Source organism: Caulobacter sp. 1776, assembly GCF_040545685.1.
Classification (GTDB): Bacteria; Pseudomonadota; Alphaproteobacteria; order Caulobacterales; family Caulobacteraceae; genus Caulobacter.
On record NZ_JBEPMI010000006.1, the window covers coordinates 474,182 to 499,101 of the forward strand.

The following is a 24,920-nucleotide window of genomic DNA, read 5'->3' on the forward strand; positions in this document are numbered from 1 at the left end:
TCGGGCATGGCTTCGTGGACCGCCCTTATCGCCATCGGCTGGTTACAGGCGGCCTCGCCGACCTATCCAACCAACGCGATCCCGCCCCCGCCGCCCCCGCCGCCCCCGCCGCCTGTCGCGGACGATCCGGTCTTGCGGGCCGCGGTCGACAAGGCGAAGGCGTGCTTCGACCAGACATGGGAGGCGAGCCGAACGCTGCGGTTCAGCGCCGAGGCGCGGGTGGACGCCTTGGGCGCATCGGGCGATCAAGCGGCTTGGCGGAGCGCCCGCGAGACGGTCGAGGCCTATGTCGAGAGTCGCAAGGCGATCGAAGCCTGTATCGCGCGGTTTCAAGCCTCGACCCGCGACCTTCCGAGATCCGCCAACGATCTCGGCGCGATCCACGCGACTGTCTCGTTCATGCGATTCAACTACGATAACCAGACCGCTTACGAGAACCTCATCCTGCGAAAGCTCGTGAAGGCCGCGCCCGCGACCGGCGACCGCTGAGCCACGGGCCGCCCCCGCCCTTTGACTCCCACCTCTCCGCCTGCTAAACGCCGCGCCTCGCTCCCGGACCTTGTCCTGGGGCGTGTTCGCCGTTGTCCTCTTTAGGGTGCGACGAATTCAAATCCGTGGGAGGGCCGCCAAGCCCGGACCACGGCTCACCAGCGGGGGCTTTTAGCCCTCACGAGAGGATATCATGGCTAAGAAGATCCTGGGCTATATCAAGCTCCAGGTGAAGGCTGGTTCGGCCACGCCTTCGCCCCCCATCGGCCCGGCTCTGGGTCAGCGCGGCGTCAACATCATGGGCTTCTGCAAGGAGTTCAACGCGCGCACCGAGAACGTCGAAAAGGGCACGCCCCTGCCGACCGTGATCACGGTCTACCAAGACAAGTCGTTCACCTTCATCACCAAGACGCCCCCGGCGACCCACTACCTGAAGCTGGCCACCGGCCTGAAGTCGGGCGCCAAGCTGACCGGTCGCGAGACCGTCGGTGAAGTCACGCGCACCCAGCTGCGCGAGATCGCCGAAAAGAAGATGAAGGACCTGAACGCCAACGACATCGAGGCCGCGGCCAAGATCATCGAAGGCTCCGCCAAGGCCATGGGCCTGAAGATCGTGGAGGCCTAATCACATGGCTAAGCAACCCAAGCGCATCGCGGCCTGGACCGGCGATCGCGAAGCGACCCACTCGGTCGAAGCCGCCATCGCCCTGGTCAAGGCCAACGCCAAGGCCAAGTTCGACGAGTCGATCGAGATCTCGGTCAACCTGGGCGTCGACCCGCGTCACGCCGACCAGCAAGTCCGTGGCGTCGTGAACCTGCCGTCGGGCACCGGCCGTGACGTCCGCGTCGCCGTCTTCGCCAAGGACGCCAAGGCGGCCGAAGCCACCGCGGCGGGCGCCGAGCACGTCGGCGCCGAAGACCTGTACGAAAAGATCGCCGGCGGCTTCATGGACTTCGACCGCGTCATCGCGTCGCCGGACATGATGGCCCTGGTCGGTCGCCTCGGTAAGGTGCTGGGCCCGCGCGGCCTGATGCCGAACCCGAAGGTCGGCACCGTGACCCCGAACGTCGCCCAAGCCGTCAAGGACGCCAAGGGCGGCGCCGTGGAGTTCCGCGTCGAAAAGGCCGGTATCGTTCACGCCGGCATCGGCAAGGCCTCGTTCACCGACGAAGCCCTGGTCATCAACGTCAAGGCGCTGATCGACGCCCTGAACAAGGCCAAGCCGTCGGGCGCCAAGGGCGTCTACGTGAAGCGCATCGGCCTGTCGTCGACGATGGGTCCGGGCTTCAAGGTGGACACCGCCTCGGTCGGCTAATCGCCTTTCGAGACTGAAGTTAGCGGGCGGGCGCTGGAGCGATCCAGCGCCCGCTTTGCGTTTGGGTGGTGGTTTGGCGGTTCGGCTAGCCGATGGTATCTTTCGTCTAGACGGAGGTTTCCGATGCCCTTTCATGTCCGAGACGCCGAGGCCGACGCCATGATCCGCGCCTATGCCGAGGAAAAGCGTCTCGGCATTACGGACGCCATCAAGCTGGCCGTGACCCGCGCGCGCGAGGCTGATGCCCAGGCCATGGCGGAGAAGCGAGCGGCGCTGAAGGCGATCCGGGACAAGGTCGCGGCGTGGCCGCGAACCGGTGAAGTCGCCGACAAGGCCTTCTTCGACGAGCTTTCGGGCGATTGATGTTCGTCGACGCCTCGGCCTGGACGGCCATCATTCTCAGCGAGCCGGAGGCGGATGCGTTCGAGGCCCGTCTGCTGGCGTCCAGCCGCGTGCTGACGTCGGCGTTGGCGAATTGGGAGACCGTGCGGGCCGTGATGAAGTCCCGGCGGCGAGACCAGGCGGAGGTGCGGGCCGTGGTCGCGGATTACCAGCGTGGCGTCGGCGCTCGCATCGTGGAGATCGGCGCGTCCGAGCAGGAAGCCGCGCTCGAAGCTCACGCCTGCTTCGGCAAGGGCGTCCACCCCGCCGCGTTGAACATGGGCGACTGTTTCGCCTACGCCTGCGCCAAGGTCCACGGCGCACCCTTGCTCTACAAGGGCCAGGATTTTGCCCTCACAGACATAGAAGCGGCCTGACGTGACCGACGACATCCTCGACGTCGCCGTGATCGGCGGCGGGCCGGCCGGGCTGATGGCGGCCGAGACGATCGCCGCGGCCGGCAAGTCCGTGGCCGTGTTCGAGAAGATGCCGACCTTTGGCCGCAAGTTCCTGATGGCCGGGCGCGGGGGCTTGAACCTCACCCATTCGGAGGATTTCGCGCGGTTCGTCCAGCGTTACGGCGCGCGGTCGGAAATCCTGGCGCCGATGCTGGCGGCGTTCGCGCCGAAGGACCTCGTGGCCTGGGCCGAGGGGCTGGGCCAGGCGACCTTCGTCGGGGCCAGCGGCCGGGTGTTTCCCAAGGCGATGAAGGCCTCGCCGCTGCTGCGGGCCTGGCTGGCGCGGCTGGAGGGGCTGGGCGTTCAGCTGCGGGCCCGGGCCGAGTGGACGGGCTGGAGCGCCGACGGCGGCTTGCTGATCAACGGCGAGGTGGTCCGCGCCCGGGCGGTGGTCCTGGCCCTGGGCGGGGCCAGCTGGGCCAGGCTGGGCTCGGACGCGGCGTGGGTTCCATTGCTGCGGCGGAGCGTGGACGTCGCGCCGTTCCGCGCCGCCAACTGCGGCTTCGACGTCGCCTGGAGCGCGGTGTTCCGCGAGCGCTTCGCCGGCGAGCCGCTGAAGAACGTCGCCTTGCGTCACGGTGACAAGGTCGCGCGCGGCGACGCCATGGTCGCGGGCTATGGCCTGGAGGGCGGGGCGATCTACGCCCTGTCGGCGGCCTTGCGCGACGCGATCGAGGCGGAGGGGCGCGCGGTGCTGACCATCGATCTGCGCCCCGATGTTCCCGTCGAGACCCTGGAGCGCCGGCTGCAGGCGCCGCGCAATGGCCAGAGCCTGGCCAATTTTCTGCGCAAGGCGGTCAAGCTGTCGCCGGTCGAGGTCAATCTGCTGCGCGAGGCCCACGGCCTGGACCTGCCGCCCGCGCCGGCCGCCCTGGCGGCGGCGATCAAGGCCGCGCCGATCGTGCTGACCGGCGTCCAGCCGCTGGACCGCGCCATCTCGGCGGCCGGCGGCGCGGCGTTCGAGGGGCTGGACGGCCTGGCCTTGCGCGGGCGTCCGGAGGTGATCCTGGCCGGCGAGATGCTGGACTGGGAGGCCCCGACCGGCGGCTACCTGCTGCAGGCCTGTTTCGCGACCGGCGTGGCGGCGGGCAAGGCGGCGGTGGCGGTGTTAAAATAGCTTGTCATCCCGGCCGTAGCGAAGCGGAGAGCCGGGACCACCGTAAGCTCGGAGCCCGTTGCGGTCCCGGCTCGGCGCGCTTCGCGCTTGGCCGGGATGACATGAATTTTGGGCGCTCGATCAGGCCTTACGGCTTCACCGCCGCCCGGATCCTGGCCGCCATCGCCTCCAGATCCTTCGGATCCGCCGCCGCGTTCTCGGCCAGATAGACCGGCTTGCCGGCGATGCGCGGGATCACGTGGACGTGCAGGTGCGGCACGCTCTGGCCGACGCCGTTGTTCTGCAGGATCATGAACCCCTCCAGCCCCAGGGCGTCGACCTCCGCCTGGCCGACCTTCTGGGCGACGGCCATCACCTTGGCGAGATCCTTGGGGTCGATGTCCAGCAGGGTGCGGGCCTGGGAGGTCTTGGAGATCACCAGCACGTGGCCGGCCTCCAGCGGGGCGCGGTCCATGAAGGCCAGGACGTCGGCGTCCTCATAGACCTTGTAGGCCGGCAGCTCGCCCCGGATGATCCGGGCGAAGACGTTGTTCGGATCGTACGCCGCCTTGAGCGGGATGCGCGCGCCGGCGGGGGCGATGGTCGGATCGAACCGCGCCAGCCAGCGCAGGACCTCGCTCTCGAGCGCGATGCGCGAGTCCGAGAAGCTGTGGTCGGTGGCCATGTAGGTTTCGGTGAGCGCCTTAGCCCCGGCCACCTTGGCGGCGGCGGCCAGCTTGCGGGTGGTCGGCGCGCCGGCGAACTCGGCCCCGATCATCAGCACCGGGCGGTCGGCGATCCCGGCCGAGAGCTTTTCGAGATTCAGCCTGGCCTTGTCACGCTCCATCTCGGCGACCAGGGCCTCGGGCGTGGTCACCAGGGGCGCGGTGTCGGCGCGCATGGCCTCGGCGGCGGCCCGGCGGGCCTGGTCGCCGCTGATCCGGGCCGCGTCGGCGCCGATGTTCCAGGAGTCGATCAGAACCGCCCCGGCCACGCGGGGCTCGGCGGCGACGGCGTCGGCGGCCATGAAGCCGCCCATGCTGTGGCCGGCCACGACGATGCGCGTGGTGTCGATATGGTACTTGGCGGCGATGGCCGGGTCGAACAGCAAGGCCGTCGCGGCCTCGCCGTCGGCCCGGGCGTTGGCGAAGCTGAACTTGCCCTCGCTGCCCCACGAGCCGCGATAGTTGATCCGCACGGCGTTCCAGCCGGCCCGGCGGACGGCTTGCAACAGGTCGATATTGGTCTCGTTGCCCGGGAAGCCGTGCAGGAACAGCATCGTCGGATGCGGCTGCGTCCCCGAGGCCAGGTAGATGAGCGCGTTGACCTTCGAGCCGGCGACGTCGATGCGGAAGGCGTCCATATCGGCCGGATGAGCCGTGTCGCGGGACGGATCGGCGACCACGGCCCGCGGCGTCGGCGGGGCCTTCAGCTCGGCCAGGGCCGGAGCGGCCGTGGCGGCCATGAGCAGGGCCAAAGCCCCGGCGATCAGCTTGCGAGTCATGTGGCGCCCCCATCTTCTAACAAGACCGGCTCCTGCCAGATCTCGGCCGGGACGCTGCTATTTCTGCGAGGAAACGACAAGGGAGGACGCCATGGCTTCGATCCACAAGGACATTCTGATCAACGCCGCGCCGGACGCGGTCTGGGACGCGGTGCGCGATATCGGCAAGATTCACGAGCGGCTGTGTCCGGGCTTCGTGGTCGACACGAAATTGATTGAGGGTGGCGAGCCGCTGGCTCGCATGGTCACCTTCGGCAACGGCATGGTGGTCAAGGAGCTGATCGTCGACAGCGACGACGCGCGCCGCCGCCTGGTCTGGACGGCGCAGAGCGAGCGGCTGACCCACCACAACGGCGTGATGCAGGTCGAGGACGCGGGCGAGGGCCGGACCCGGGCGGTGTGGACGGCCGACGTCTTGCCGCACGCGGCGGCCGAGACGGTCGGGGCGATGATGGGGATGGGGCTGGAGGCGATGAAGGCGCGGCTGGAGGCGTAGCCGAGGCGAGATCGGGGGCGCGAAAAAACCATCGCGGCCTGTCGGATCTGGCGGCGCCGGTCCGTCCTAGGGTCAGGACAGCGCGAGGAGGACGCCATGAGAGACCTGATCCTGAAGATGACCATGTCGGTCGACGGCTTCGTCAGCGACCTGGAGGGACGCAACACCTGGATGTTCGGCGCCGATCCGGAGGCCAAGGCCTGGAGCGTCGGGGTGGTCGGCGACGCCAGCCTGCACATCATGGGCGCGCGCACCTTCGAGGCCATGGTCGGCTGGTGGCCGACCTCGACCGACGCGTTCGCGCCGCCGATGAACCAGATCCCCAAGGCCGTCTTCTCGCGCCAGGGGCCGGCGTTCCTGCGAACCGCCAAGACGGCGGCGGCGCTGGAGACGGCCAAGGCCTCGCCGCAGCCCGGCGCGGCGAGCTGGGCCGAGGCCCATGTCGCCAGCGGCGACCTGGCGGACGAGATCGCCAGGCTGAAGGCCAAGGACGGCGCGCCGATCATCGCCCATGGCGGGGCCAGCTTCGCCCGCGCCCTGGTCGCGCGAGGTCTGGTCGACAAGTTCATCCTGCTGGTGGCGCCGATGGCGCTGGGCCAGGGTCAGCCGCTGTTCTCGGAACTGGCCGCGCCCGCGCCGCTGAAGCTGGTGAGCTCCAAGGCCTTTCCGGGCGGCGCCGTGGCGCAGATCTATCGTCCGGCGTAAGGCCGTCGCCGAAGGCGGGTGTTGATATCGCCTCGAACTTCGTCTATACGCCGCGCCTTCTCCGACGGACTCCGGTCCGACGGGGATCCTGTTTGAGAACTGCGGGGCGTGGGGTCACCAACGCCGTAATCGAGGAAGAGCCCTTCCTCGCCGTCGGGAGACAGGGATAGAGACGCCGACGCTCTCCTGCCCAAGGACTTCTGTCCGGGACAGATACGCGGCCGACTTTCCTTGAAACAGGCACATGCGACTCGCACGCGGGAGCAATTCCGCATGGGACCGCATCTGGCTGCCGGAATGGTCCGGCCGCTGTAATTGAGTAGGAGACCGCAATGGACCGCGCTCAAAAGCAGGAGTCGATTGAATCGCTGAAAAGCGTGTTCACCGACGCCGGCGCTGTCGTCGTGACCCACTATATGGGTCTGACCGTTGCGGAAATGACCGACCTTCGTCTTCGCCTCCGCAAGGAAGGCGCCGCGATCAAGGTTGTGAAGAACACCCTGGCCCTCAAGGCTCTGGACGGCAAGCTCGGTGAAAAGGGCGACGCCCTGTTCACCGGTCCTGTCGCCATCGCCTACGGCCCGGACGCCGTCTCGGCCGCGAAGATCGCGGTGCAGTTCGCCAAGGAAAACGACAAGCTCAAGCTCGTCGGCGGCGTTCTGGACCAGACCAACGTGCTGGACGAGACGGGCGTGCGCGCTCTGGCGACCCTGCCGTCGCTGGACGAACTGCGTGGCAAGCTCATCGGCCTCATCCAGGCTCCGGCGACCAAGATCGCTGGCGTCCTGCAGGCCCCGGCTGGCCAGCTGGCTCGCGTTTTCAACGCCTACGCGACCAAAGACGCCGCGTAACGGTCATCCCCGCATATCTATCCCAATCTCTCTTTAGGAACCTGACACATGTCGAAGCTCGAAAAGCTGGTCGAAGAACTGTCCACCCTGTCGGTGCTGGAAGCCGCTGAACTGTCGAAGCTGCTGGAAGAAAAGTGGGGCGTCTCGGCCGCCGCTCCGGTCGCCGTCGCCGCCGTCGGCGGCGCCGCCGCTGCTCCGGCCGAAGCCGCCGAAGAGCAAACCGAGTTCACCGTTGTCCTGACGGACGGCGGCGACAAGAAGATCAACGTGATCAAGGAAGTCCGCGGCGTCCGTCCGGACCTCGGTCTGAAGGAAGCCAAGGACCTGGTCGAAGGCGCTCCGCAGAACGTCGTCGAGAACGTCTCGAAGCAACAAGCCGACGAAGTCGCCAAGAAGCTGACCGAAGCCGGCGCCAAGGTCCAAATCAAGTAATCCGCTCCCCACGTTCGTGGGGATTGGGTTCCTTTGGAACTGGTGGAACGGGCCTGGAGGGAAACCTCCGGGCCCGTTTTCTTTTGGGCGATCGGATCGCGGGCGCGTTCGCGTGTAGTTTCTACTCATGCAATCGAGAGGTGTGCTAACCTTCGTGCGGGGGCTTACAAACTGGCGCGGAGGTGAACATGGGCTGGCTAAAACAGGGCTCTAAGTGGCAATTCCAGGCCCATCACGGGCACTTCAAGGAAATGACCGCCGTGGCCCACGTCGTGGACAAGGACGCGGTGGGGAATGACGCGGTGCTGTGGCGGCGAAGCGGCTCGGTCGGCAAGACGGAGTGTATCGAGCGAAAGCTGATGGAGCAGGCCGACGCCGATATCGACCAGATCAGGGCGCAGATGGACGGGCGCGACCGCGTCACCTTCTACATCTTCGTGCACAAGACGCCCTGCCGGAACTGCGCCCAGGCCATGGCTGATTTCGCGCAGCGCCACGAGGACGACTTCAACGACTTCAAGCTGGGATTCCGCCAAGTCTACAATCACCGGGCTTACGGCTATGGCGGCCTCGGCGACTTCCTGAATTTCGCGCGGATCCTCAAGGACTGGCGGATCAGGACCTTCACCGGCGGGGCCGTCGGGGGGGCGGTGCGGACCAACGACTTCGTCTGGTTCGAGCAGCAGGACGCCTGGGCGAGTCTCCATCCGGCCTAGGGCTGCCCGGCGTTCGTCGATAGGGCTTGCATCCGAGAGAATTTCGCGGGCTCGATGCGCTAGACTCGGCCCCGGGGGACCATCTTGAACCGTAGAGACCTGATCGCGGGCGCCGTCGCGCTTACCGCTACGCCCGCCCTCGCCGCCGATCGCCTCGGCGGGATCCGCATGCCGGCCTCGGTCGCCGACAGCGAGCTGCGCGGCCTGTCGCCGACTGGCGGCAAGACCTGGTGGGCCTCGGGCTCGAAGGGCTGGATCATCCGGGGCAAGGATGAGCGGCAGGATCCCATCCGCATCGTCGGGGCCGAGACGCTGGACTTCCGGGGCCTGCACGCCTTCGACGACGACCATGTGCTGGCCATGAGCGCCGGGCCCGGCGAGGCCTCGCAGCTGTGGCGCACCCGCGACGGCGGCAAGACCTGGAAGCGGCTCAGCGCCAACTTGGATCCGAAGGGCTTCTGGGATTCGATCGTCTTTCTCGACAACAAGCGGGGCTACATCCTGGGCGACCCGACCCAGGGCCGGTTCACGGTGCTCTACACCGCCGACGGCGGCGAGAGCTGGACACGGCTGCCGGACAAAGGCCTGCCGCCGGCGGCGGACGGGGAGGGCGCCTTCGCGGCCAGTAACGGTTGCATCGCGGTCAACCACCGGGGCCAGGTCGCCTTCTGCACCGGCGGAGCGGGCAAGGCGCGGGTCTATCTGTCGCGCGGCGGGGGCGGGGTGTTCGTGGCGCTGGACACGCCGATCCTGGCCGACGCCCCGTCGAAAGGCGCGTTCGCCATCGCCTTCGACAAGGGCGGCGCGCTGTGGGTCTGCGGCGGCGACTACAAGACCCCCAAGGCCGAGGGCGTGAACCTGGCCCGGCTTGACCCGAGCCGCGTGACCTTCGACGCGGTGGCCGCGCCGGCCGGCTATCTGTCGTCGATCTCGATCCAGGGCGACACGGTGATGGCCACGGGCCTGTCCGGCACGATCGTCAGTCGCCGGGGCGGGGCGTTCCAGCGCGTCTCGGCCGCGCCAATGAACAGCGTGCGGCTCACGTTGCGGCGCTCGGCGGTGCTGTGCGGGCCGAAGGGTTCGATCGGGTTGTGGCGGGGGTAGGGCGGAACCGTTCTCGCGAACGCCACGTTCCCCCGCCATGCTGAAGATCGCCGCCGTCCTACTCGTTCTGATGATCCTGTTCGGGATCCTGGGCTTCGTGGTCAATGTGGCGGGCGCCATCACCAAGGCCGCGTTCTTCGTCTGCCTGATCGCCCTGGGCGTCTCGCTGGTGATGAAGGCCGTGAAGCGACCATAAAGCTGTCATCCCGGGCGAAGACCCAGGATCGCGATAAACTCGGCGCTTCCGGCTCGGCGCGCTTCGCGCTTGGCCGGGATGACAGGTTTTGACGGTATTTACCGCCCGTTACGAATCCCCCTTTTCTTCCGCGTCCCGTTCCCCTATATCCCCGCGTTCACGAAGATATTCGGCGGAGCGCTTTCGCGCGTCCGTATTACGCCCCGAGGCGCGGTCAGCCGCCCTCCGATCAGCGCGAAGGGGCGCCCGTCAGGCTTCCGATCCCGGTCGCCCGACAGGGGAATTCCAGCGTCCGCGGCTCTCCGATCGGGAGAGCAGCGAGGGTGGACGCTAAGGACAAACGAATTCACGCGCGGACTCTATCCGCGCCCAGGGAAAAAACATGGCGCAATCCTTCACCGGCAAGAAGCGGATCCGGAAGTCGTTCGGCCGCATCCCCGAAGCTGTGCAGATGCCGAACCTGATCGAGGTTCAGCGCTCCTCCTACGAACAGTTCCTGCAGCGCGAGGTCCGTCCGGGCCAACGCCGCGACGAGGGCGTCGAGGCGGTCTTCAAGTCGGTGTTCCCGATCAAGGACTTCAACGAACGCGCCGTGCTTGAGTACGTCTCGTACGAGTTCGAGGAGCCCAAGTACGACGTCGAGGAATGCATCCAGCGCGACATGACCTTCGCGGCGCCGCTGAAGGTCAAGCTTCGCCTGATCGTGTTCGAGACGGAAGAAGAAACCGGCGCCCGCTCGGTCAAGGACATCAAGGAGCAGGACGTCTACATGGGCGACATCCCGCTCATGACGGACAAGGGCACCTTCATTGTCAACGGCACCGAGCGCGTCATCGTCTCGCAGATGCACCGTTCGCCGGGCGTGTTCTTCGACCACGACAAGGGCAAGACCCACGCCTCGGGCAAGCTGCTGTTCGCCGCCCGCGTCATCCCGTACCGCGGCTCGTGGCTGGACTTCGAGTTCGACGCCAAGGATATCGTCTACGTCCGCATCGACCGCCGCCGCAAGCTGCCGGCCACGACCTTCCTCTATGCCCTGGGCATGGACGGCGAAGAGATCCTGACCACGTTCTACGACGTCGTCCCGTTCGAGAAGCGCGAAGGCGGCTGGGCCACCCCGTACAAGCCCGAGCGCTGGCGCGGCGTGAAGCCGGAGTTCCCGCTGGTCGACGCCGACACCGGCGAGGAGATCGCCCCGGCCGGCACCAAGATCACCGCTCGTCAGGCCAAGAAGTTCGCCGACGCGGGTCTGAAGACCCTGCTGCTGGCCCCGGAAGCCCTGACCGGCCGCTACCTGGCCCGTGACGCCGTCAACTTCCAGACCGGCGAGATCTATTCGGAAGCCGGCGACGAGCTGGACGTTCCGGCGATCCAGGCCCTGGCCGACCAAGGCTTCAGCACCATTGACGTGCTGGACATCGACCACGTCACGGTCGGCGCCTACATGCGCAACACCCTGCGCGTGGACAAGAACGCCGTCCGCGAGGACGCGCTGTTCGACATCTATCGCGTCATGCGTCCGGGCGAGCCGCCGACCGTCGAAGCCGCCGAGGCGATGTTCAAGTCGCTGTTCTTCGACGCCGAGCGCTACGACCTGTCGTCGGTGGGCCGCGTGAAGATGAACATGCGTCTCGAGCAAGAGGTGTCGGACGAGGTCCGCATCCTGCGCAAGGACGACGTCCTGGCGGTCCTGAAGGTCCTGGTGGGCCTGCGCGACGGCCGCGGCGAAATCGACGACATCGACAACCTGGGCAACCGTCGCGTCCGCTCGGTGGGCGAGCTGCTGGAAAACCAGTACCGCGTCGGCCTGCTGCGCATGGAGCGCGCTATCAAGGAACGCATGAGCTCGGTCGATATCGACACGGTCATGCCGCACGACCTGATCAACGCCAAGCCGGCCGCCGCCGCCGTGCGTGAATTCTTCGGCTCCTCGCAGCTGTCGCAATTCATGGACCAGACGAACCCGCTGTCGGAAATCACCCACAAGCGTCGTCTCTCGGCCCTCGGCCCGGGCGGTCTGACCCGTGAGCGCGCCGGCTTCGAAGTCCGCGACGTTCACCCGACCCACTACGGCCGGATCTGCCCGATCGAAACGCCGGAAGGCCCGAACATCGGTCTGATCAACAGCCTGGCGACCCACGCCCGCGTGAACAAGTACGGCTTCATCGAGAGCCCGTACCGTCGCGTGAAGGACGGCAAGCCGCAGGACGAAGTCGTCTACATGTCGGCGATGGAGGAATCCAAGCACGTCATCGCCCAGTCGAACATCAAGGTGGTCGACGGCGAGATCCTGGAAGACCTGGTCCCGGGCCGCATCAACGGCGAACCGACGCTCCTGCAAAAGGAGACGGTCGACCTGATGGACGTGTCGCCGCGCCAAGTCGTGTCGGTGGCCGCCGCCCTGATCCCGTTCCTCGAAAACGATGACGCCAACCGCGCCCTGATGGGCTCGAACATGCAACGTCAGGCCGTGCCGCTGGTGCAGTCCGACGCCCCGCTGGTCGGCACCGGCATGGAAGCCGTCGTCGCCCGCGACTCGGGCGCCGTGGTCATCGCCAAGCGCACCGGCGTGGTCGAGCAGATCGACGGTACGCGTATCGTCATCCGCGCCACCGAAGAGACCGACGCGGCCCGCTCGGGCGTCGACATCTACCGGATGTCGAAGTTCCAGCGCTCGAACCAGTCGACCTGCATCAACCAGCGCCCGCTGGTGAAGGTGGGCGACCGGATCCACGCCGGCGACATCATCGCCGACGGCCCGTCGACCGAGCTGGGCGAACTGGCCCTGGGCCGCAACGCGCTGGTCGCGTTCATGCCCTGGAACGGCTACAACTTCGAAGACTCGATCCTGATCTCCGAGCGCATCGTTCGCGACGACGTCTTCACCTCGATCCACATCGAGGAATTCGAAGTCATGGCCCGCGACACCAAGCTCGGCCCGGAAGAAATCACCCGCGACATCCCGAACGTCGGCGAGGAAGCCCTGCGCAACCTCGACGAAGCCGGCATCGTGGCGATCGGCGCCGAGGTCCAGCCGGGCGACATCCTGGTCGGCAAGGTCACGCCGAAGGGCGAAAGCCCGATGACGCCGGAAGAAAAGCTGCTGCGCGCCATCTTCGGTGAAAAGGCCTCGGACGTCCGCGACACCAGCCTGCGCCTGCCCCCGGGCGTCGCCGGCACGATCGTCGACGTGCGCGTGTTCAACCGTCACGGCGTCGACAAGGACGAACGCGCCCTGGCCATCGAACGCGCCGAGATCGACCGTCTGGGCAAGGACCGCGACGACGAGTTCGCGATCCTGAACCGCAACATCTCGGGCCGCCTGAAGGAACTGCTGATCGGCAAGGTCGCGCTGTCGGGTCCCAAGGGCCTGTCGCGCGGCGAGATCACCGCCGACGGCCTGGCTCAGGTCGCCTCGGGCCTGTGGTGGCAGATCGCCCTGGAAGACGAAAAGGCGATGGGCGAACTGGAAAGCCTGCGCCGCCTGTTCGACGAGAACCGCAAGCGCCTCGACCGTCGTTTCGAAGACAAGGTCGACAAGCTGCAGCGCGGCGACGAACTGCCTCCGGGCGTCATGAAGATGGTCAAGGTCTTCGTGGCCGTGAAGCGCAAGCTGCAGCCGGGCGACAAGATGGCCGGCCGTCACGGCAACAAGGGCGTCATCTCGCGCATCCTGCCGATCGAGGACATGCCGTTCCTCGCCGACGGGACGCACGTCGACGTCGTTCTGAACCCGCTGGGCGTGCCTTCGCGCATGAACGTCGGTCAGATCTTCGAGACCCACCTGGGCTGGGCCTGCGCCAACCTCGGCAAGCAGATCACCAACCTGCTGGAAGACTGGCAGCACGGCGGTCAGAAGCAGGCCCTGATCGATCGCCTGCGTGACATCTACGGCCCGGACGAAGAGCTGCCGGAAACGGAAGAAGAGCTGATCGAGCTGGCCAAGAACCTGGGCAAGGGCGTTCCGATCGCCACCCCGGTGTTCGACGGCGCGCGCATGGACGACATCGAGGGTCACCTCGAAATGGCCGGCGTCAACAAGTCGGGTCAGTCGATCCTGTTCGACGGCCTGACCGGCGAGCAGTTCAAGCGTCCGGTCACGGTCGGCTACATCTACATGCTGAAGCTGCACCACCTGGTCGACGACAAGATCCACGCCCGTTCGATCGGTCCGTACTCGCTCGTCACGCAACAGCCGCTGGGTGGCAAGGCCCAGTTCGGCGGTCAGCGCTTCGGGGAAATGGAAGTGTGGGCTCTGGAAGCCTACGGCGCGGCCTACACCCTGCAGGAAATGCTGACGGTGAAGTCCGACGACGTGGCCGGCCGGACCAAGGTCTACGAGTCGATCGTCCGCGGCGACGACACGTTCGAAGCCGGCATCCCGGAAAGCTTCAACGTGCTGGTCAAGGAAATGCGCTCGCTCGGCCTGAACGTCGAGCTGGAGAACAGCTGATCCGGATCACCGCCCTCGCCACTCTTTCCCTGATGGGATTGGGCGAGGGCGGCCCCGATTGCCGCTCTCTGACTCTATGAATTTTCGCGGGCAGTCCCCGCAGAAGGAACCAAGATGAACCAGGAAGTCCTGAACATCTTCAATCCGGTCCAGGCCGCTCCGACCTTCGACCAGATCCGTATCTCGCTGGCCTCGCCGGAAAAGATCCGCTCGTGGTCGTTCGGCGAGATCAAGAAGCCCGAGACCATCAACTACCGCACGTTCAAGCCCGAGCGTGACGGCCTGTTCTGCGCCCGTATCTTTGGCCCGACCAAGGACTACGAATGCCTGTGCGGCAAGTACAAGCGCATGAAGTACAAGGGCATCATCTGCGAAAAGTGCGGTGTCGAAGTCACCCTGGCCCGCGTCCGTCGCGAGCGCATGGGCCACATCGAACTGGCCTCGCCGGTTGCCCACATCTGGTTCCTGAAGTCGCTGCCGTCGCGCATCGCCATGATGCTCGACATGCCGCTGAAGGACATCGAGCGCGTCCTGTACTTCGAATACTACATCGTCACCGAGCCGGGCCTGACCCCGCTGAAGCAGCACCAGCTGCTGTCGGAAGACGACTACATGCGCGCCCAGGAAGAGTACGGCGACGACAGCTTCACCGCCGAGATCGGCGCCGAGGCCGTCCAAAACCTGCTTAAGGCCATCGACCTCGAGAAAGAGGCCGAGCGTCTGCGCGAGGAACTGGCCGGCACCGTGTCGGACATGAAGCAGAAGAAGTATTCGAAGCGCCTGAAGATCCTGGAAGCCTTCCAGGAGTCGGGCAACCGTCCCGAGTGGATGGTGCTGACGGTCGTTCCGGTCATCCCGCCGGAACTGCGTCCGCTGGTGCCGCTGGACGGCGGCCGCTTCGCGACCTCGGACCTGAACGACCTGTATCGCCGGGTCATCAACCGTAACAACCGCCTGAAGCGCCTGATCGAGCTGCGCGCCCCCGACATCATCATCCGCAACGAAAAGCGGATGCTGCAGGAGTCGGTCGACGCCCTGTTCGACAACGGCCGTCGCGGTCGCGTGATCACGGGCGCCAACAAGCGCCCGCTGAAGTCGCTGGCCGACATGCTGAAGGGCAAGCAGGGCCGCTTCCGCCAGAACCTGCTGGGCAAGCGCGTCGACTATTCGGGCCGTTCGGTCATCGTGGTCGGTCCCGAGCTGAAGCTGCACGAGTGCGGCCTGCCCAAGAAGATGGCGCTGGAGCTGTTCAAGCCGTTCATCTACGCGCGCCTGGACGCCAAGGGCCTGTCGGGCACCGTCAAGCAGTCCAAGCGCATGGTCGAGCGCGAGCAGCCGCAGGTATGGGACATCCTCGAAGAGGTGATCCGCGAGCACCCGGTGCTGCTGAACCGCGCCCCGACCCTGCACCGTCTGGGCATCCAGGCGTTCGAGCCGAAGCTGATCGAGGGCAAGGCCATCCAGCTGCACCCGCTGGTCTGCGCCGCGTTCAACGCCGACTTCGACGGCGACCAGATGGCCGTGCACGTCCCGCTGAGCCTGGAAGCTCAGCTGGAAGCGCGCGTCCTGATGATGTCGACCAACAACATCCTGTCGCCCGCCAACGGTCGCCCGATCATCGTGCCGTCGCAGGACATCGTCCTGGGCCTGTACTACCTGTCGGTCGCCCGCGAGGGTGAGCCGGGTGAAGGCAAGATCTTCGCCGACCTGGGTGAAATCGAAGCCGCCATGGACGCCGGCGTCGTCTCGCTGCACGCCAAGATCAAGGCGCGCCACACCGAGATGACCCCGGACGGTCAACTGCTGCGCAAGGTGATCGACACCACGCCGGGCCGGATGAAGATCGCCGCCCTGCTGCCGCATCACCCGCAGATCGGCCACCGCCTGATCGAAAAGGCGCTGACCAAGAAGGAAATCGGCAATCTGATCGACATCGTCTACCGCCACTGCGGTCAGAAGGCGACGGTCATCTTCGCCGACAAGGTCATGGGCCTGGGCTTCAAGGAAGCCGCCAAGGCGGGCATCTCGTTCGGCAAGGACGACATCATCATCCCGGCTCGCAAGACCGTGATCGTCGATGAAACCCGCAAGCTGGCCGAGGAGTACGAGCAACAGTACGCCGACGGCCTGATCACCAAGGGCGAGAAGTACAACAAGGTCGTCGACGCCTGGGCCAAGGCGACGGACCGCGTCGCCGACGAAATGATGGCCGAGCTTCAGATGAAGCATAAGGACGAGAACGGCCGCGAGAAGGAAATCAACGCCATCTACATGATGGCCCACTCCGGCGCCCGTGGTTCGCAAGCCCAGATGAAGCAGCTGGGCGGCATGCGCGGCCTGATGGCCAAGCCCTCCGGCGAGATCATCGAGACCCCGATCGTCTCGAACTTCAAGGAAGGCCTGACCGTTCAGGAGTACTTCAACTCGACCCACGGCGCTCGTAAGGGCCTGGCGGACACCGCGCTGAAGACCGCCAACTCGGGCTATCTGACCCGTCGTCTGGTCGACGTCGCCCAGGACTGCATCATCGTCGAGGAAGACTGCGGCACCACGCGGGGCATCACCCTGCGCGCCGTCGTCGAAGGCGGCGACGTGCTGGTCTCGCTGGGCCTGCGCGTCCTGGGCCGCTTCACGGCCGAGGACGTCAAGGATCCGGGCACCGGCGAGCTGGTCGTTCCGGCCGACACCTATATCGACGAGAACATCGCCGACGCCATCGAGGCGGCCGTGGTGCAGTCGGTGAAGGTCCGCTCGGTCCTGACCTGCGAAGCCAAGGTCGGCGTCTGCGGCGCCTGCTATGGTCGCGACCTGGCCCGCGGCACCCCGGTGAACATCGGCGAAGCGGTCGGCGTCATCGCCGCTCAATCGATCGGTGAGCCCGGCACGCAGCTGACGATGCGCACGTTCCACATCGGCGGCACCGCCCAGGTGGCCGAGCAGTCGTTCTTCGAAGCCAGCAACGACGGTACGGTCCGCGTGTTGGGCCCCACGGTCACCGGCGCCGACGGCGCTCTGGTGATCATGAGCCGCAACACCTCGGTCAGCGTGCTGGTCGACGGCAAGGAGCGCGAGACCTACAAGCCGCCGTACGGCGCCCGTCTGAAGATCAAGGACGGCGACACCGTGAAGCGCGGCCAACGCCTCGCCGACTGGGACCCGTACACCACCCCGATCATCACCGAAGTGGCCGGCAAGATCCGCGCCGAGGACCTGGTGGACGGCATCTCCGTCCGCGAGGAAGTCGACGAGGCGACCGGCATCGCCCAGCGCGTCATCGCCGACTGGCGTACGTCGGCCCGCGGTTCGGACCTGCGTCCGGCCATGGGCGTGCTGTCGGAAGACGGCTCGTACAAGCGCCTGTCGAACGGCGGCGAGGCTCGCTACCTCCTGTCGGCCGGCGCCATTCTCTCGGTCGCCGACGGCGAAGAGGTGAAGCCGGGTGAAGTGATCGCGCGGATCCCGACGGAAGGCGCCAAGACCCGGGACATCACCGGTGGTCTGCCGCGCGTCGCCGAACTCTTCGAAGCCCGCCGTCCGAAGGACTGCGCGGTCATCGCGGAAATGGACGGCCGTGTCGAATTCGGCAAGGATTACAAGAACAAGCGCCGGATCAAGATCACGCCGGACGTCGACGCCGATGGCAACCAGCCCGAAGCGGTCGAGTTCCTGATCCCGAAGGGCAAGCACATCGCCGTCCACGACGGGGACTACATCACCAAGGGCGAGTACATCATCGACGGCAACCCGGATCCGCACGACATCCTGCGCATCCTGGGCGTCGAGGCCCTGGCGAACTTCCTCGTCGACGAGATCCAGGAGGTCTATCGACTGCAGGGCGTGCCGATCAACGACAAGCACATCGAGACGATCGTTCGTCAGATGCTGCAGAAGGTCGAGATCCTCGAGCCCGGCGACACCGGCCTGATCAAGGGTGACCACCTGGACAAGCCGGAGTTCGACAAGGAACAGGACAAGGCGATCGCCCGCGGCGGCCGTCCGGCTGTGACCCAGCCGGTGCTGCTGGGCATCACCAAGGCCTCGCTGCAGACCAAGAGCTTCATCTCGGCCGCGTCGTTCCAGGAAACGACCCGCGTCCTGACCGAAGCCTCGGTGCACGGCAAGACCGACACCCTGGAAGGCCTGAAGGAAAACGTCATCGTGGGTCGCCTGATCCCCGCCGGTACGGGTTCCTATCTGCGCAGCCTGCAGCGCGTCGCCGCCAAGCGCGACGAGCAGCTGGCCCAGCAGCGCGAAGAAGCGATGGAGCCGCTGCCGGCCGAGATCGCGCTCGCCGATAGCGAATAGGCCTCGCGGCTTAGAACGAACGGAAAGGCCCGGGAGCGATCCCGGGCCTTTTTGTTTTCCCTCTCCCCTCGCGGGAGAAGGGTCTCTGAACGCCGACGGTCGGGAGGCGTTGACGAGGGACGCCAACACCGGAACCCACTCATGTCCGACTACGAGCTCTACTACTGGTCCGCGCCCTTTCGCGGCCAGTTCGTCCGCGCGGTCCTGGCCCATGCCGGCCGCTCATGGACGGAGGCCGGCGACGCGGCGATCGCCAAGCTGATGGGCGGACCGGTGAAGGACATGCCGGTCCCGTTCATGGGCCCGCCGATGCTGATCGACCGCGAGGCCGACGTCGCCATCGCCCAGATGCCGGCGGTCATCCTCTATCTGGGCGAGACGCTGGACCTGCTGCCGGCCACCCCCGCCCTGCGCGCCCTGACCCTGAAGATCGTCAACGACGCCAATGACGTGATCGACGAGATCACCCTGGATGGCGGCCGCGAGATGTGGACGGAAAAGCGCTGGCGCGAATTCGTCCCGCGCCTGCGGAAATGGATGTCGTTCTGGGAGGAGACCGGGCGTCGCCACGGCCTGGCGGCGGACGCCGGCTTCCTGCTGGGCGGCGCGGCGCCGGGTGTCGCGGACGTGGTGACCGCCACCCTGTGGTCGAGCCTGACCGAGCGCTTCGACGCGATCGGCGCCATCCTCGACGAGGCCGCGCCGATGACGGCCGCCCTGGTGCGCCGCGTCGCGGCCCTCCCGCCCCTGGTCGAGCTCGCCGCCAAGGCGCGGGAAGATTACGGCGAGACCTATTGCGGCGGCCAGATCGAGGCGTCGCTGCGCGAGGTCCTGGGCGCCTGAGCCAGCCTCAGGACTGCCCGCCCGACAGCGGATCCGAGACCCGTCCGGTGTGGCGGCCGCTCAGCCGTTCCAGTTCCTGCTGCATCCGCAACACCTGGCCGCCCAGGCTGGTGACGTCGTTCTGCAGCTGGGCGTTGCGGGCCTTGAGGTAGGTGTTCTCGCGCCGCATCGCCTGGGCGTCCTCGTCGGTCATGACGGCGGCCCTTCGGTGACGAGGCTCGGCGCCAGGCGAATGACCGCGCGCAGCAGGGCGGCGCGCTCGGGATCGAGGTCGGCCGCGCGCAATTCCTTCCGCGCGCCCTCCACGACCTGGCCCTTGTGGCGATTGCCGAGGAAGAAGGCTTCCGCGCGGACTTCCCGCATCGAAACCTGGCGGACGCCGACGACCGCCATCAACGCGCTCCAGGCCGTCATCGGAAGCGCACGCGCGCGAGAGGGTTGGTCGGGTTCTGGGGGGCGGACATGACGTCCTTTCGGGCCGACGATCCCGCATGGCGCGGGGCGATCCGTGGCCAGCCATGATAGCGCGTTCGGGCGCGGCGGGTTCAATCATTTCCTTTGGCCCGAAGCGGGCGACACCCCCTTCGAGCACCAGGTTCAGGCGGTCATCGCCGCGGCGGAGGCGGGCGGCCGGGAATCAACCCCTTCAGCTGCGGCACGGCCCCGGCGTCGCCTCGGCGATAGGGCCCGTGCAGGAGCATCTCGCCGCGCGTCAGGCGGAGACGCTGACGGACGGCAAGGTCGAGACCCTGGTCGACGAAGCCGCACGGCTGGTGCTGGGCTATCTGCGGTAGGGCTGCAGTTTTTCTCGAATGGACCCGAGAAGACGCCGTTACCCGTCGCGGTCGGCCAGCTCTAGAAAGATCGGCGACAGAGGCTTTCCATCGGACGACCGAAATGGGTGACGGACAGCTATCGAAGTGGGACGAGCCGGATCAGGCGCGCGCGCCGGTCGCCTGGCTGGAAGCCCTCGCCACCGCCGTCCCGCCGGCCATGGTGCTGATCTGGCTGGCGGACCAGTTCGTCGCGCCGGTGTCCGCGCCGGTCGGCCTTGGCCTGTACGGCGCGGTCTTCGCCGCCCTGCTGCCGCTGCTGCGGCCCTGGGCGCGCCGCTAGGGCCGCCCCGCCTTCTTCTGCAGCTCCAGGAACTTGCGCGCCCGGTCGGCCGAGTCGTTCTCGCGCCGCATCTGATCCACCACCGACTTGCGCGGGCGGCCCAGGCCGTCCTGTTCGGCCCCCAGCACGAACGGGATCTCCTTCATCGTGCCCGGCTGATCCTTGCTGCGATGGTCGACGCCTGGGCCCATGGGAGCCTCCTGGTAGCGGCGATAGGCCTCCTGGGCGGCGGCCGCGGCGTCGAGGGCCTGGCGCTTGGCCGCGTCCATGCCCGACAGCGGCTCGCCCTTGGCCTTGGCGGCGCCGAAGCGCTCGTCACACTTTTCGCGTTCGCGGCGGTTGAGGCCGACGGCGTCGGCGCTGACGCAGCCGGTGCTGGTCCGCAGGGCCGTGCGCAGGTCGCCGGCGCCCTCGCCGGGCAGGGGCGCGGGGCGAACCGCCGTTCCCGGCCGGGCGACGCCGGCGGCGGGGACGGCCAGGGTCGGAACCCCCGCCGGGGCGGGCCGCGCGGGCTGGCGGATCTGGAACGGCAGGACGGGGGAGGGGGCGCCGGCCGCCGAGGCCGGCGCGGCGCGCGGCTGGGGCGCCTCGGCCTTGTCCGGGCGCACCAGGTCGACCGTCACGGTCGGCAGGTCGTCGGGCAGGATGCGCTCCAGCAACGGCGGGCCGGGAATGGCCAGCCAGGCCAGCACCGCCACGTGCAGCAGCAGCGAGCCGGCGAGAATCGTCGCCTGTCTCTTCCTGTCCCTGCCGCGCATGGCGATCGCCGTCACCCGTCCTTGGTCCCTGCTTGCATCCGGTCCGCGTCTCTCCCACATGGCGAGGCTGGCGACGCAAACAAGCCACTCTATCCAGAGGCGAAGCTGCACAGCCCGAGGTGGCGAAATCTGGGCCGTCGCCATCGCCTTAAGGCCGCGTTAACCGGCGCAGGAACAGGCGATTGACGTCGGGCGACTTCGCGAGTACATACCGCGCTCTTTTTCGAGGCGTGCGTTCGCGTGCGTCCTGATGAGCTTCCGTTCTTCATGAACGGTGAACCCGCCGGTGTGCTTTCCCGCGCCCCGGCGAGTTTCGTGTTTATCGGGTCTCCAAGCGGAGCCTTGAACCAAGAACAACAAAGACAAGGACCTGAAGCGCCCCGGCCGAAAGGCACACGCTTCCATCAGAGCAGAGACTTAATGCCTACCATTAACCAGCTCATCCGTAAGCCGCGCTCTCCGAAGCCGGTGCGGAACAAGGTGCCGGCCCTGAAGGGCTGCCCCCAACGTCGCGGCGTCTGCACCCGCGTGTACACCACGACCCCGAAGAAGCCGAACTCGGCTCTGCGTAAGGTCGCCAAGGTCCGTCTGACCACCGGCATCGAAGCCGTGTGCTACATTCCGGGCGAGGGTCACAACCTGCAGGAGCACTCGGTGGTGCTCATCCGCGGCGGCCGCGTCAAGGATTTGCCCGGCGTCCGTTATCACATCCTGCGCGGCGTCCTCGACACCCAAGGTGTCAAGGATCGTAAGCAGCGTCGTTCGCTCTACGGCGCCAAGCGTCCGAAGTAAGGAATAGAAGAAGATGTCCCGCCGCCGTCGCGCCGAGAAACGCCAAGTCCTGCCGGATCCCAAGTTTGGGGATCTGATCGTCACGAAGTTCATGAACTACGTGATGTACGAGGGCAAAAAAGCCGTCGCCGAAAACATCATCTATGGTGCTTTCGACATCCTGGAAAACAAGCGCAAGGACCAAGGTCCGCTTGAGACCTTCCACTCCGCCCTGGACAACGTCGCCCCGGCGATCGAAGTCCGGTCGCGCCGCGTCGGCGGCGCCACCTATCAGGTGCCGGTCGAAGTCCGTCCGGACCGTCGCCGCGCCCTGGCCATCCGTTGGCTGGTGACCGCCGCCCGCAAGCGCGGCGAGAACACCATGACCGAAAAGCTGGCTGGTGAGCTGCTCGACGCTTCGAACAACCGCGGCACCGCCGTGAAGAAGCGCGAAGACACCCACAAGATGGCCGAAGCCAACCGGGCGTTCTCGCACTACCGCTGGTAAGCTTTCTTACCAGCACTCTTTCAGGCGCGGGTGGTTTGCGATAAACCGCCCGCGCCGCACGTTTAATGACCCTGCCGCTCGTCTCGAGTTCAGGGCAGCCACGCAGAGCTTGATCATGGCCCGCCAGCATAAAATCGAAGACTACCGTAACTTCGGCATCATGGCGCACATCGACGCCGGCAAGACGACGACGACCGAGCGGATCCTGTATTACACGGGTAAGTCGCACAAGATCGGCGAAGTCCACGACGGCGCCGCCACGATGGACTGGATGGAGCAGGAGCAAGAGCGCGGCATCACGATCACGTCGGCCGCGACGACCGCCTTCTGGAACGGCAAGCGTCTGAACATCATCGACACCCCCGGGCACGTCGACTTCACCATCGAAGTCGAGCGCAGCCTGCGCGTCCTCGACGGCGCCGTGACGGTGCTGGACGGCAACGCCGGCGTCGAGCCGCAGACCGAGACCGTCTGGCGTCAGGCCGACAAGTACAAGGTTCCGCGGATCGTGTTCGTCAACAAGATGGACAAGATCGGCGCCGACTTCGACAAGTCGGTCGAGTCGATCCGCGACCGCCTGGGCGCCAAGGCCGTGCCGATCCAATTCCCGATCGGCTCGGAATCGAACCTGTCGGGCCTGGTCGACCTGGTCCGCATGAAGGCCGTCATCTGGGACAACGACGCCCTGGGCGCCAACTTCCGTGACGAAGAAATCCCCGCCGACCTGATGGACAAGGCCGTGGAGGCTCGCGCCTACCTGGTCGAGAACGCCGTCGAAATGGACGACGAGGCGATGGAAGCCTATCTGGGCGGCGAAGAGCCCTCGGAAGCCACCATCAAGAAGTGCCTGCGCAAGGCCGTTCTGACCGGCGCCTTCTATCCGATCCTCTGCGGCTCGGCCTTCAAGAACAAGGGCGTGCAGACGCTGCTGGACGCCGTCGTCGACTACCTGCCGTCGCCGCTGGACATCCCGCCGACCAAGGGCATCGACTTCAAGACCGAAGAAGAAGTCGTGCGTCACGCCTCGGACGAAGAGCCGCTGTCGGTTCTGGCGTTCAAGATCATGGACGACCCGTTCGTCGGTTCGCTGACCTTCTGCCGCATCTATTCGGGCAAGCTGGAAACCGGCATGGGCCTGCTGAACGCCACGCGCGACAAGCGCGAGCGCGTCGGCCGCATGCTGCTGATGCACTCGAACAACCGCGAAGACATCAAGGAAGCCTATGCCGGCGACATCGTCGCCCTGGCCGGCCTGAAGGAAACCCGCACCGGCGACACCCTGTGCGATCCCCTGAAGTCGCCGGTCATCCTGGAGCGCATGGAATTCCCGGCCCCGGTCATCGAGATCGCCGTCGAGCCCAAGTCGAAGGCCGACCAGGAAAAGCTGGGCGTCGCCCTGCAGAAGCTGGCCGCCGAGGATCCGTCCTTCACCGTCTCGACCGACTTCGAGTCGGGCCAGACGATCCTGAAGGGCATGGGCGAGCTGCACCTGGACATCAAGATCGACATCCTGAAGCGGACCTACAAGGTCGAGGCCAACATCGGCGCGCCGCAGGTGGCCTATCGCGAAAGCCTGGGTAAGAAGGTCGACATCGACTACACCCACAAGAAGCAGACCGGCGGTACGGGCCAGTTCGCCCGCGTCATGATCACGTTCGAACCGGGCGAGCCGGGTTCGGGCTTCGTGTTCGAAAGCGCCATCGTCGGCGGCGCCGTGCCGAAGGAATACATCCCGGGCGTCCAGAAGGGCCTGGAATCGGTCAAGGACAACGGCCTGCTGGCCGGCTTCCCGCTGATCGACTTCAAGGCGACCCTGACGGACGGCAAGTACCACGACGTCGACTCGTCGGTCCTGGCCTTCGAAATCGCCGCTCGCGCCGCTTTCAAGGAACTGCGCGAGAAGGGCAATCCGAAGCTGCTCGAGCCGATCATGAAGGTCGAGGTCGTGACGCCGGAAGAGTACCTGGGTTCGGTCATCGGCGACCTGAACAGCCGTCGTGGCATGATCCAGGGTCAAGACATGCGCGGCAACGCCACGGTGGTGAACGCCTTCGTGCCGCTGGCCAACATGTTCGGCTACGTGAACACCCTGCGGGGCATGTCGCAAGGCCGCGCCCAGTTCAGCATGGTCTACGATCACTACGAGCCGGTGCCGCAACACGTCGCCGACGAAGTGATCAAGAAGTACGCCTAAGCTTTTCCGCAAGGAAAAGCGTGGGTTAGAGATAGAGAGGGCTCCTTTGGGGCTCTCTCGCACCACCCCAGAAGTTCAACCAATGAAGGCCCCCCCGTTGTTTCGTAGGGTTCTGGGGTCCTGGAGCTAAGAAGATGGCCAAGGAAAAGTTCGAACGCACTAAGCCGCACTGCAACATCGGCACGATTGGTCACGTTGACCACGGCAAGACGACGTTGACGGCCGCGA

At 66.6% G+C, this 24,920-nt stretch carries 25 protein-coding genes; 21 read left to right on the top strand and 4 right to left on the bottom strand.

From position 1 onward, the window contains the following. Window positions 1-6: 6 nt before the first annotated feature. From ABIC66_RS18570 to ABIC66_RS18595, 6 genes are all read left to right on the top strand, one after another. Complete coding sequence (locus ABIC66_RS18570; RefSeq protein ID WP_354071950.1) at window positions 7-489, top strand: hypothetical protein; 483 nt, start codon at window positions 7-9, stop codon at window positions 487-489. 193 nt (window positions 490-682) lie between these two features. Continuing rightward, entirely contained in the window at window positions 683-1,114 is a 432-nt protein-coding gene (gene rplK, locus ABIC66_RS18575; RefSeq protein ID WP_354071952.1) for a 50S ribosomal protein L11, read from the top strand. Between the two features lie 4 nt (window positions 1,115-1,118). Further along, the gene (gene rplA / locus ABIC66_RS18580) at window positions 1,119-1,805 is read left to right on the top strand and encodes a 50S ribosomal protein L1 (RefSeq protein WP_354071954.1); all 687 of its coding nucleotides are present in this window, start codon (window positions 1,119-1,121) and stop codon (window positions 1,803-1,805) included. Window positions 1,806-1,928: 123 nt separating this feature from the next. Continuing rightward, entirely contained in the window at window positions 1,929-2,168 is a 240-nt protein-coding gene (locus ABIC66_RS18585) for a type II toxin-antitoxin system VapB family antitoxin (RefSeq protein ID WP_354071956.1), read from the top strand. Then, window positions 2,168-2,563 (top strand): type II toxin-antitoxin system VapC family toxin, encoded by a 396-nt coding sequence (locus ABIC66_RS18590; RefSeq protein WP_354071958.1) that lies wholly within the window; start codon window positions 2,168-2,170, stop codon window positions 2,561-2,563. Before ABIC66_RS18585 ends, ABIC66_RS18590 begins: the two co-directional genes overlap by 1 nt. A gap of 1 nt (window position 2,564) precedes the next feature. Further along, a complete protein-coding gene (locus ABIC66_RS18595) occupies window positions 2,565-3,761 on the top strand; it encodes a BaiN/RdsA family NAD(P)/FAD-dependent oxidoreductase (RefSeq protein WP_354071959.1) in 1,197 nt (398 codons plus the stop codon). 127 nt (window positions 3,762-3,888) lie between these two features. Here the strand turns inward: ABIC66_RS18595 and ABIC66_RS18600 are convergent, their stop codons facing one another. Then, complete coding sequence (locus ABIC66_RS18600) at window positions 3,889-5,244, bottom strand: HIT family protein (protein ID WP_354071961.1); 1,356 nt, start codon at window positions 5,242-5,244, stop codon at window positions 3,889-3,891. Window positions 5,245-5,335: 91 nt separating this feature from the next. Between ABIC66_RS18600 and ABIC66_RS18605 the strand changes: the two genes are divergently transcribed. The 10 genes from ABIC66_RS18605 to gst all read left to right on the top strand — a co-directional run bounded on the left by ABIC66_RS18605 (window position 5,336) and on the right by gst (window position 19,345). Then, the gene (locus ABIC66_RS18605; protein ID WP_354071963.1) at window positions 5,336-5,740 is read left to right on the top strand and encodes an SRPBCC family protein; all 405 of its coding nucleotides are present in this window, start codon (window positions 5,336-5,338) and stop codon (window positions 5,738-5,740) included. A gap of 96 nt (window positions 5,741-5,836) precedes the next feature. Further along, window positions 5,837-6,445 (top strand): dihydrofolate reductase family protein, encoded by a 609-nt coding sequence (locus ABIC66_RS18610; protein WP_354071964.1) that lies wholly within the window; start codon window positions 5,837-5,839, stop codon window positions 6,443-6,445. A 332-nt stretch (window positions 6,446-6,777) separates the two neighbouring features. Beyond that, a complete protein-coding gene (gene rplJ / locus ABIC66_RS18615) occupies window positions 6,778-7,296 on the top strand; it encodes a 50S ribosomal protein L10 (protein WP_354071966.1) in 519 nt (172 codons plus the stop codon). 48 nt (window positions 7,297-7,344) lie between these two features. Beyond that, a complete protein-coding gene (rplL, locus tag ABIC66_RS18620; RefSeq protein WP_324114401.1) occupies window positions 7,345-7,728 on the top strand; it encodes a 50S ribosomal protein L7/L12 in 384 nt (127 codons plus the stop codon). Between the two features lie 188 nt (window positions 7,729-7,916). Then, window positions 7,917-8,444, top strand: coding sequence for a hypothetical protein (locus ABIC66_RS18625; protein WP_354071968.1), 528 nt, complete (start codon window positions 7,917-7,919; stop codon window positions 8,442-8,444). An 81-nt stretch (window positions 8,445-8,525) separates the two neighbouring features. Next, window positions 8,526-9,548, top strand: a complete 1,023-nt coding sequence (locus ABIC66_RS18630; RefSeq protein WP_354072021.1) for a WD40/YVTN/BNR-like repeat-containing protein — start codon at window positions 8,526-8,528, stop codon at window positions 9,546-9,548. Between the two features lie 37 nt (window positions 9,549-9,585). Beyond that, the gene (locus tag ABIC66_RS18635; protein WP_354071970.1) at window positions 9,586-9,744 is read left to right on the top strand and encodes a hypothetical protein; all 159 of its coding nucleotides are present in this window, start codon (window positions 9,586-9,588) and stop codon (window positions 9,742-9,744) included. A gap of 382 nt (window positions 9,745-10,126) precedes the next feature. Continuing rightward, window positions 10,127-14,197: a DNA-directed RNA polymerase subunit beta gene (gene rpoB, locus ABIC66_RS18640; RefSeq protein WP_354071972.1), complete on the top strand. Its 4,071-nt coding sequence runs from the start codon at window positions 10,127-10,129 to the stop codon at window positions 14,195-14,197. 114 nt (window positions 14,198-14,311) lie between these two features. Next, window positions 14,312-18,502 carry a DNA-directed RNA polymerase subunit beta' gene (gene rpoC / locus ABIC66_RS18645; RefSeq protein ID WP_354071974.1) on the top strand — a complete coding sequence of 1,397 codons (4,191 nt, stop codon included), beginning with the start codon at window positions 14,312-14,314 and terminating at the stop codon, window positions 18,500-18,502. Window positions 18,503-18,643: 141 nt separating this feature from the next. Then, complete coding sequence (gst, locus tag ABIC66_RS18650; protein WP_354071975.1) at window positions 18,644-19,345, top strand: glutathione transferase, Atu5508 family; 702 nt, start codon at window positions 18,644-18,646, stop codon at window positions 19,343-19,345. A 7-nt stretch (window positions 19,346-19,352) separates the two neighbouring features. On the opposite strand, the gene ABIC66_RS18655 is transcribed toward gst, so the two are convergent. Together ABIC66_RS18655 and ABIC66_RS18660 are read right to left on the bottom strand one after the other, a co-directional pair. Continuing rightward, window positions 19,353-19,538 carry a coiled-coil domain-containing protein gene (locus ABIC66_RS18655; RefSeq protein ID WP_354071976.1) on the bottom strand — a complete coding sequence of 62 codons (186 nt, stop codon included), beginning with the start codon at window positions 19,536-19,538 and terminating at the stop codon, window positions 19,353-19,355. Continuing rightward, window positions 19,535-19,738, bottom strand: coding sequence for a hypothetical protein (locus ABIC66_RS18660; RefSeq protein ID WP_354071977.1), 204 nt, complete (start codon window positions 19,736-19,738; stop codon window positions 19,535-19,537). The genes ABIC66_RS18655 and ABIC66_RS18660 overlap by 4 nt, the downstream gene beginning before the upstream one ends. A 504-nt stretch (window positions 19,739-20,242) precedes the next feature. On the opposite strand from ABIC66_RS18660, the gene ABIC66_RS18665 reads away from it, so the two are divergent. After that, window positions 20,243-20,461 (top strand): hypothetical protein, encoded by a 219-nt coding sequence (locus ABIC66_RS18665; RefSeq protein ID WP_354071979.1) that lies wholly within the window; start codon window positions 20,243-20,245, stop codon window positions 20,459-20,461. Here the strand turns inward: ABIC66_RS18665 and ABIC66_RS18670 are convergent. Next, on the bottom strand, window positions 20,458-21,219 hold the full coding sequence (locus tag ABIC66_RS18670; RefSeq protein ID WP_354071981.1) for a hypothetical protein: 762 nt from the start codon (window positions 21,217-21,219) through the stop codon (window positions 20,458-20,460). The genes ABIC66_RS18665 and ABIC66_RS18670 overlap by 4 nt on opposite strands. A 420-nt stretch (window positions 21,220-21,639) precedes the next feature. Here ABIC66_RS18670 and rpsL point away from each other — a divergent pair, with 420 nt between their 5' ends. The 4 genes from rpsL to ABIC66_RS18695 form a co-directional block, all read left to right on the top strand. Continuing rightward, window positions 21,640-22,011, top strand: coding sequence for a 30S ribosomal protein S12 (gene rpsL / locus ABIC66_RS18680; protein ID WP_004624021.1), 372 nt, complete (start codon window positions 21,640-21,642; stop codon window positions 22,009-22,011). Window positions 22,012-22,024: 13 nt separating this feature from the next. Continuing rightward, window positions 22,025-22,498, top strand: a complete 474-nt coding sequence (gene rpsG / locus ABIC66_RS18685) for a 30S ribosomal protein S7 (RefSeq protein ID WP_007661568.1) — start codon at window positions 22,025-22,027, stop codon at window positions 22,496-22,498. A gap of 115 nt (window positions 22,499-22,613) precedes the next feature. After that, window positions 22,614-24,692, top strand: coding sequence for an elongation factor G (gene fusA, locus ABIC66_RS18690; protein ID WP_354071984.1), 2,079 nt, complete (start codon window positions 22,614-22,616; stop codon window positions 24,690-24,692). Window positions 24,693-24,826: 134 nt separating this feature from the next. After that, on the top strand, window positions 24,827-24,920 hold a 94-nt coding region (locus tag ABIC66_RS18695), incomplete at its 3' end, for a GTP-binding protein (RefSeq protein WP_132095103.1).

Coding starts and splice junctions, on each gene's coding strand:
- ABIC66_RS18570 (WP_354071950.1), top strand. CDS start 7: ATGGCTTCGTGGACCGCCCTTATCGCCATCGGCTGGTTACAGGCGGCC.
- rplK (WP_354071952.1), top strand. CDS start 683: ATGGCTAAGAAGATCCTGGGCTATATCAAGCTCCAGGTGAAGGCTGGT.
- rplA (WP_354071954.1), top strand. CDS start 1,119: ATGGCTAAGCAACCCAAGCGCATCGCGGCCTGGACCGGCGATCGCGAA.
- ABIC66_RS18585 (WP_354071956.1), top strand. CDS start 1,929: ATGCCCTTTCATGTCCGAGACGCCGAGGCCGACGCCATGATCCGCGCC.
- ABIC66_RS18590 (WP_354071958.1), top strand. CDS start 2,168: ATGTTCGTCGACGCCTCGGCCTGGACGGCCATCATTCTCAGCGAGCCG.
- ABIC66_RS18600 (WP_354071961.1), bottom strand. CDS start 5,244: ATGACTCGCAAGCTGATCGCCGGGGCTTTGGCCCTGCTCATGGCCGCC.
- ABIC66_RS18605 (WP_354071963.1), top strand. CDS start 5,336: ATGGCTTCGATCCACAAGGACATTCTGATCAACGCCGCGCCGGACGCG.
- ABIC66_RS18610 (WP_354071964.1), top strand. CDS start 5,837: ATGAGAGACCTGATCCTGAAGATGACCATGTCGGTCGACGGCTTCGTC.
- rplJ (WP_354071966.1), top strand. CDS start 6,778: ATGGACCGCGCTCAAAAGCAGGAGTCGATTGAATCGCTGAAAAGCGTG.
- rplL (WP_324114401.1), top strand. CDS start 7,345: ATGTCGAAGCTCGAAAAGCTGGTCGAAGAACTGTCCACCCTGTCGGTG.
- ABIC66_RS18625 (WP_354071968.1), top strand. CDS start 7,917: ATGGGCTGGCTAAAACAGGGCTCTAAGTGGCAATTCCAGGCCCATCAC.
- ABIC66_RS18635 (WP_354071970.1), top strand. CDS start 9,586: ATGCTGAAGATCGCCGCCGTCCTACTCGTTCTGATGATCCTGTTCGGG.
- rpoB (WP_354071972.1), top strand. CDS start 10,127: ATGGCGCAATCCTTCACCGGCAAGAAGCGGATCCGGAAGTCGTTCGGC.
- rpoC (WP_354071974.1), top strand. CDS start 14,312: ATGAACCAGGAAGTCCTGAACATCTTCAATCCGGTCCAGGCCGCTCCG.
- gst (WP_354071975.1), top strand. CDS start 18,644: ATGTCCGACTACGAGCTCTACTACTGGTCCGCGCCCTTTCGCGGCCAG.
- ABIC66_RS18655 (WP_354071976.1), bottom strand. CDS start 19,538: ATGACCGACGAGGACGCCCAGGCGATGCGGCGCGAGAACACCTACCTC.
- ABIC66_RS18660 (WP_354071977.1), bottom strand. CDS start 19,738: ATGGCGGTCGTCGGCGTCCGCCAGGTTTCGATGCGGGAAGTCCGCGCG.
- ABIC66_RS18665 (WP_354071979.1), top strand. CDS start 20,243: ATGGGTGACGGACAGCTATCGAAGTGGGACGAGCCGGATCAGGCGCGC.
- ABIC66_RS18670 (WP_354071981.1), bottom strand. CDS start 21,219: ATGCGCGGCAGGGACAGGAAGAGACAGGCGACGATTCTCGCCGGCTCG.
- rpsL (WP_004624021.1), top strand. CDS start 21,640: ATGCCTACCATTAACCAGCTCATCCGTAAGCCGCGCTCTCCGAAGCCG.
- rpsG (WP_007661568.1), top strand. CDS start 22,025: ATGTCCCGCCGCCGTCGCGCCGAGAAACGCCAAGTCCTGCCGGATCCC.
- fusA (WP_354071984.1), top strand. CDS start 22,614: ATGGCCCGCCAGCATAAAATCGAAGACTACCGTAACTTCGGCATCATG.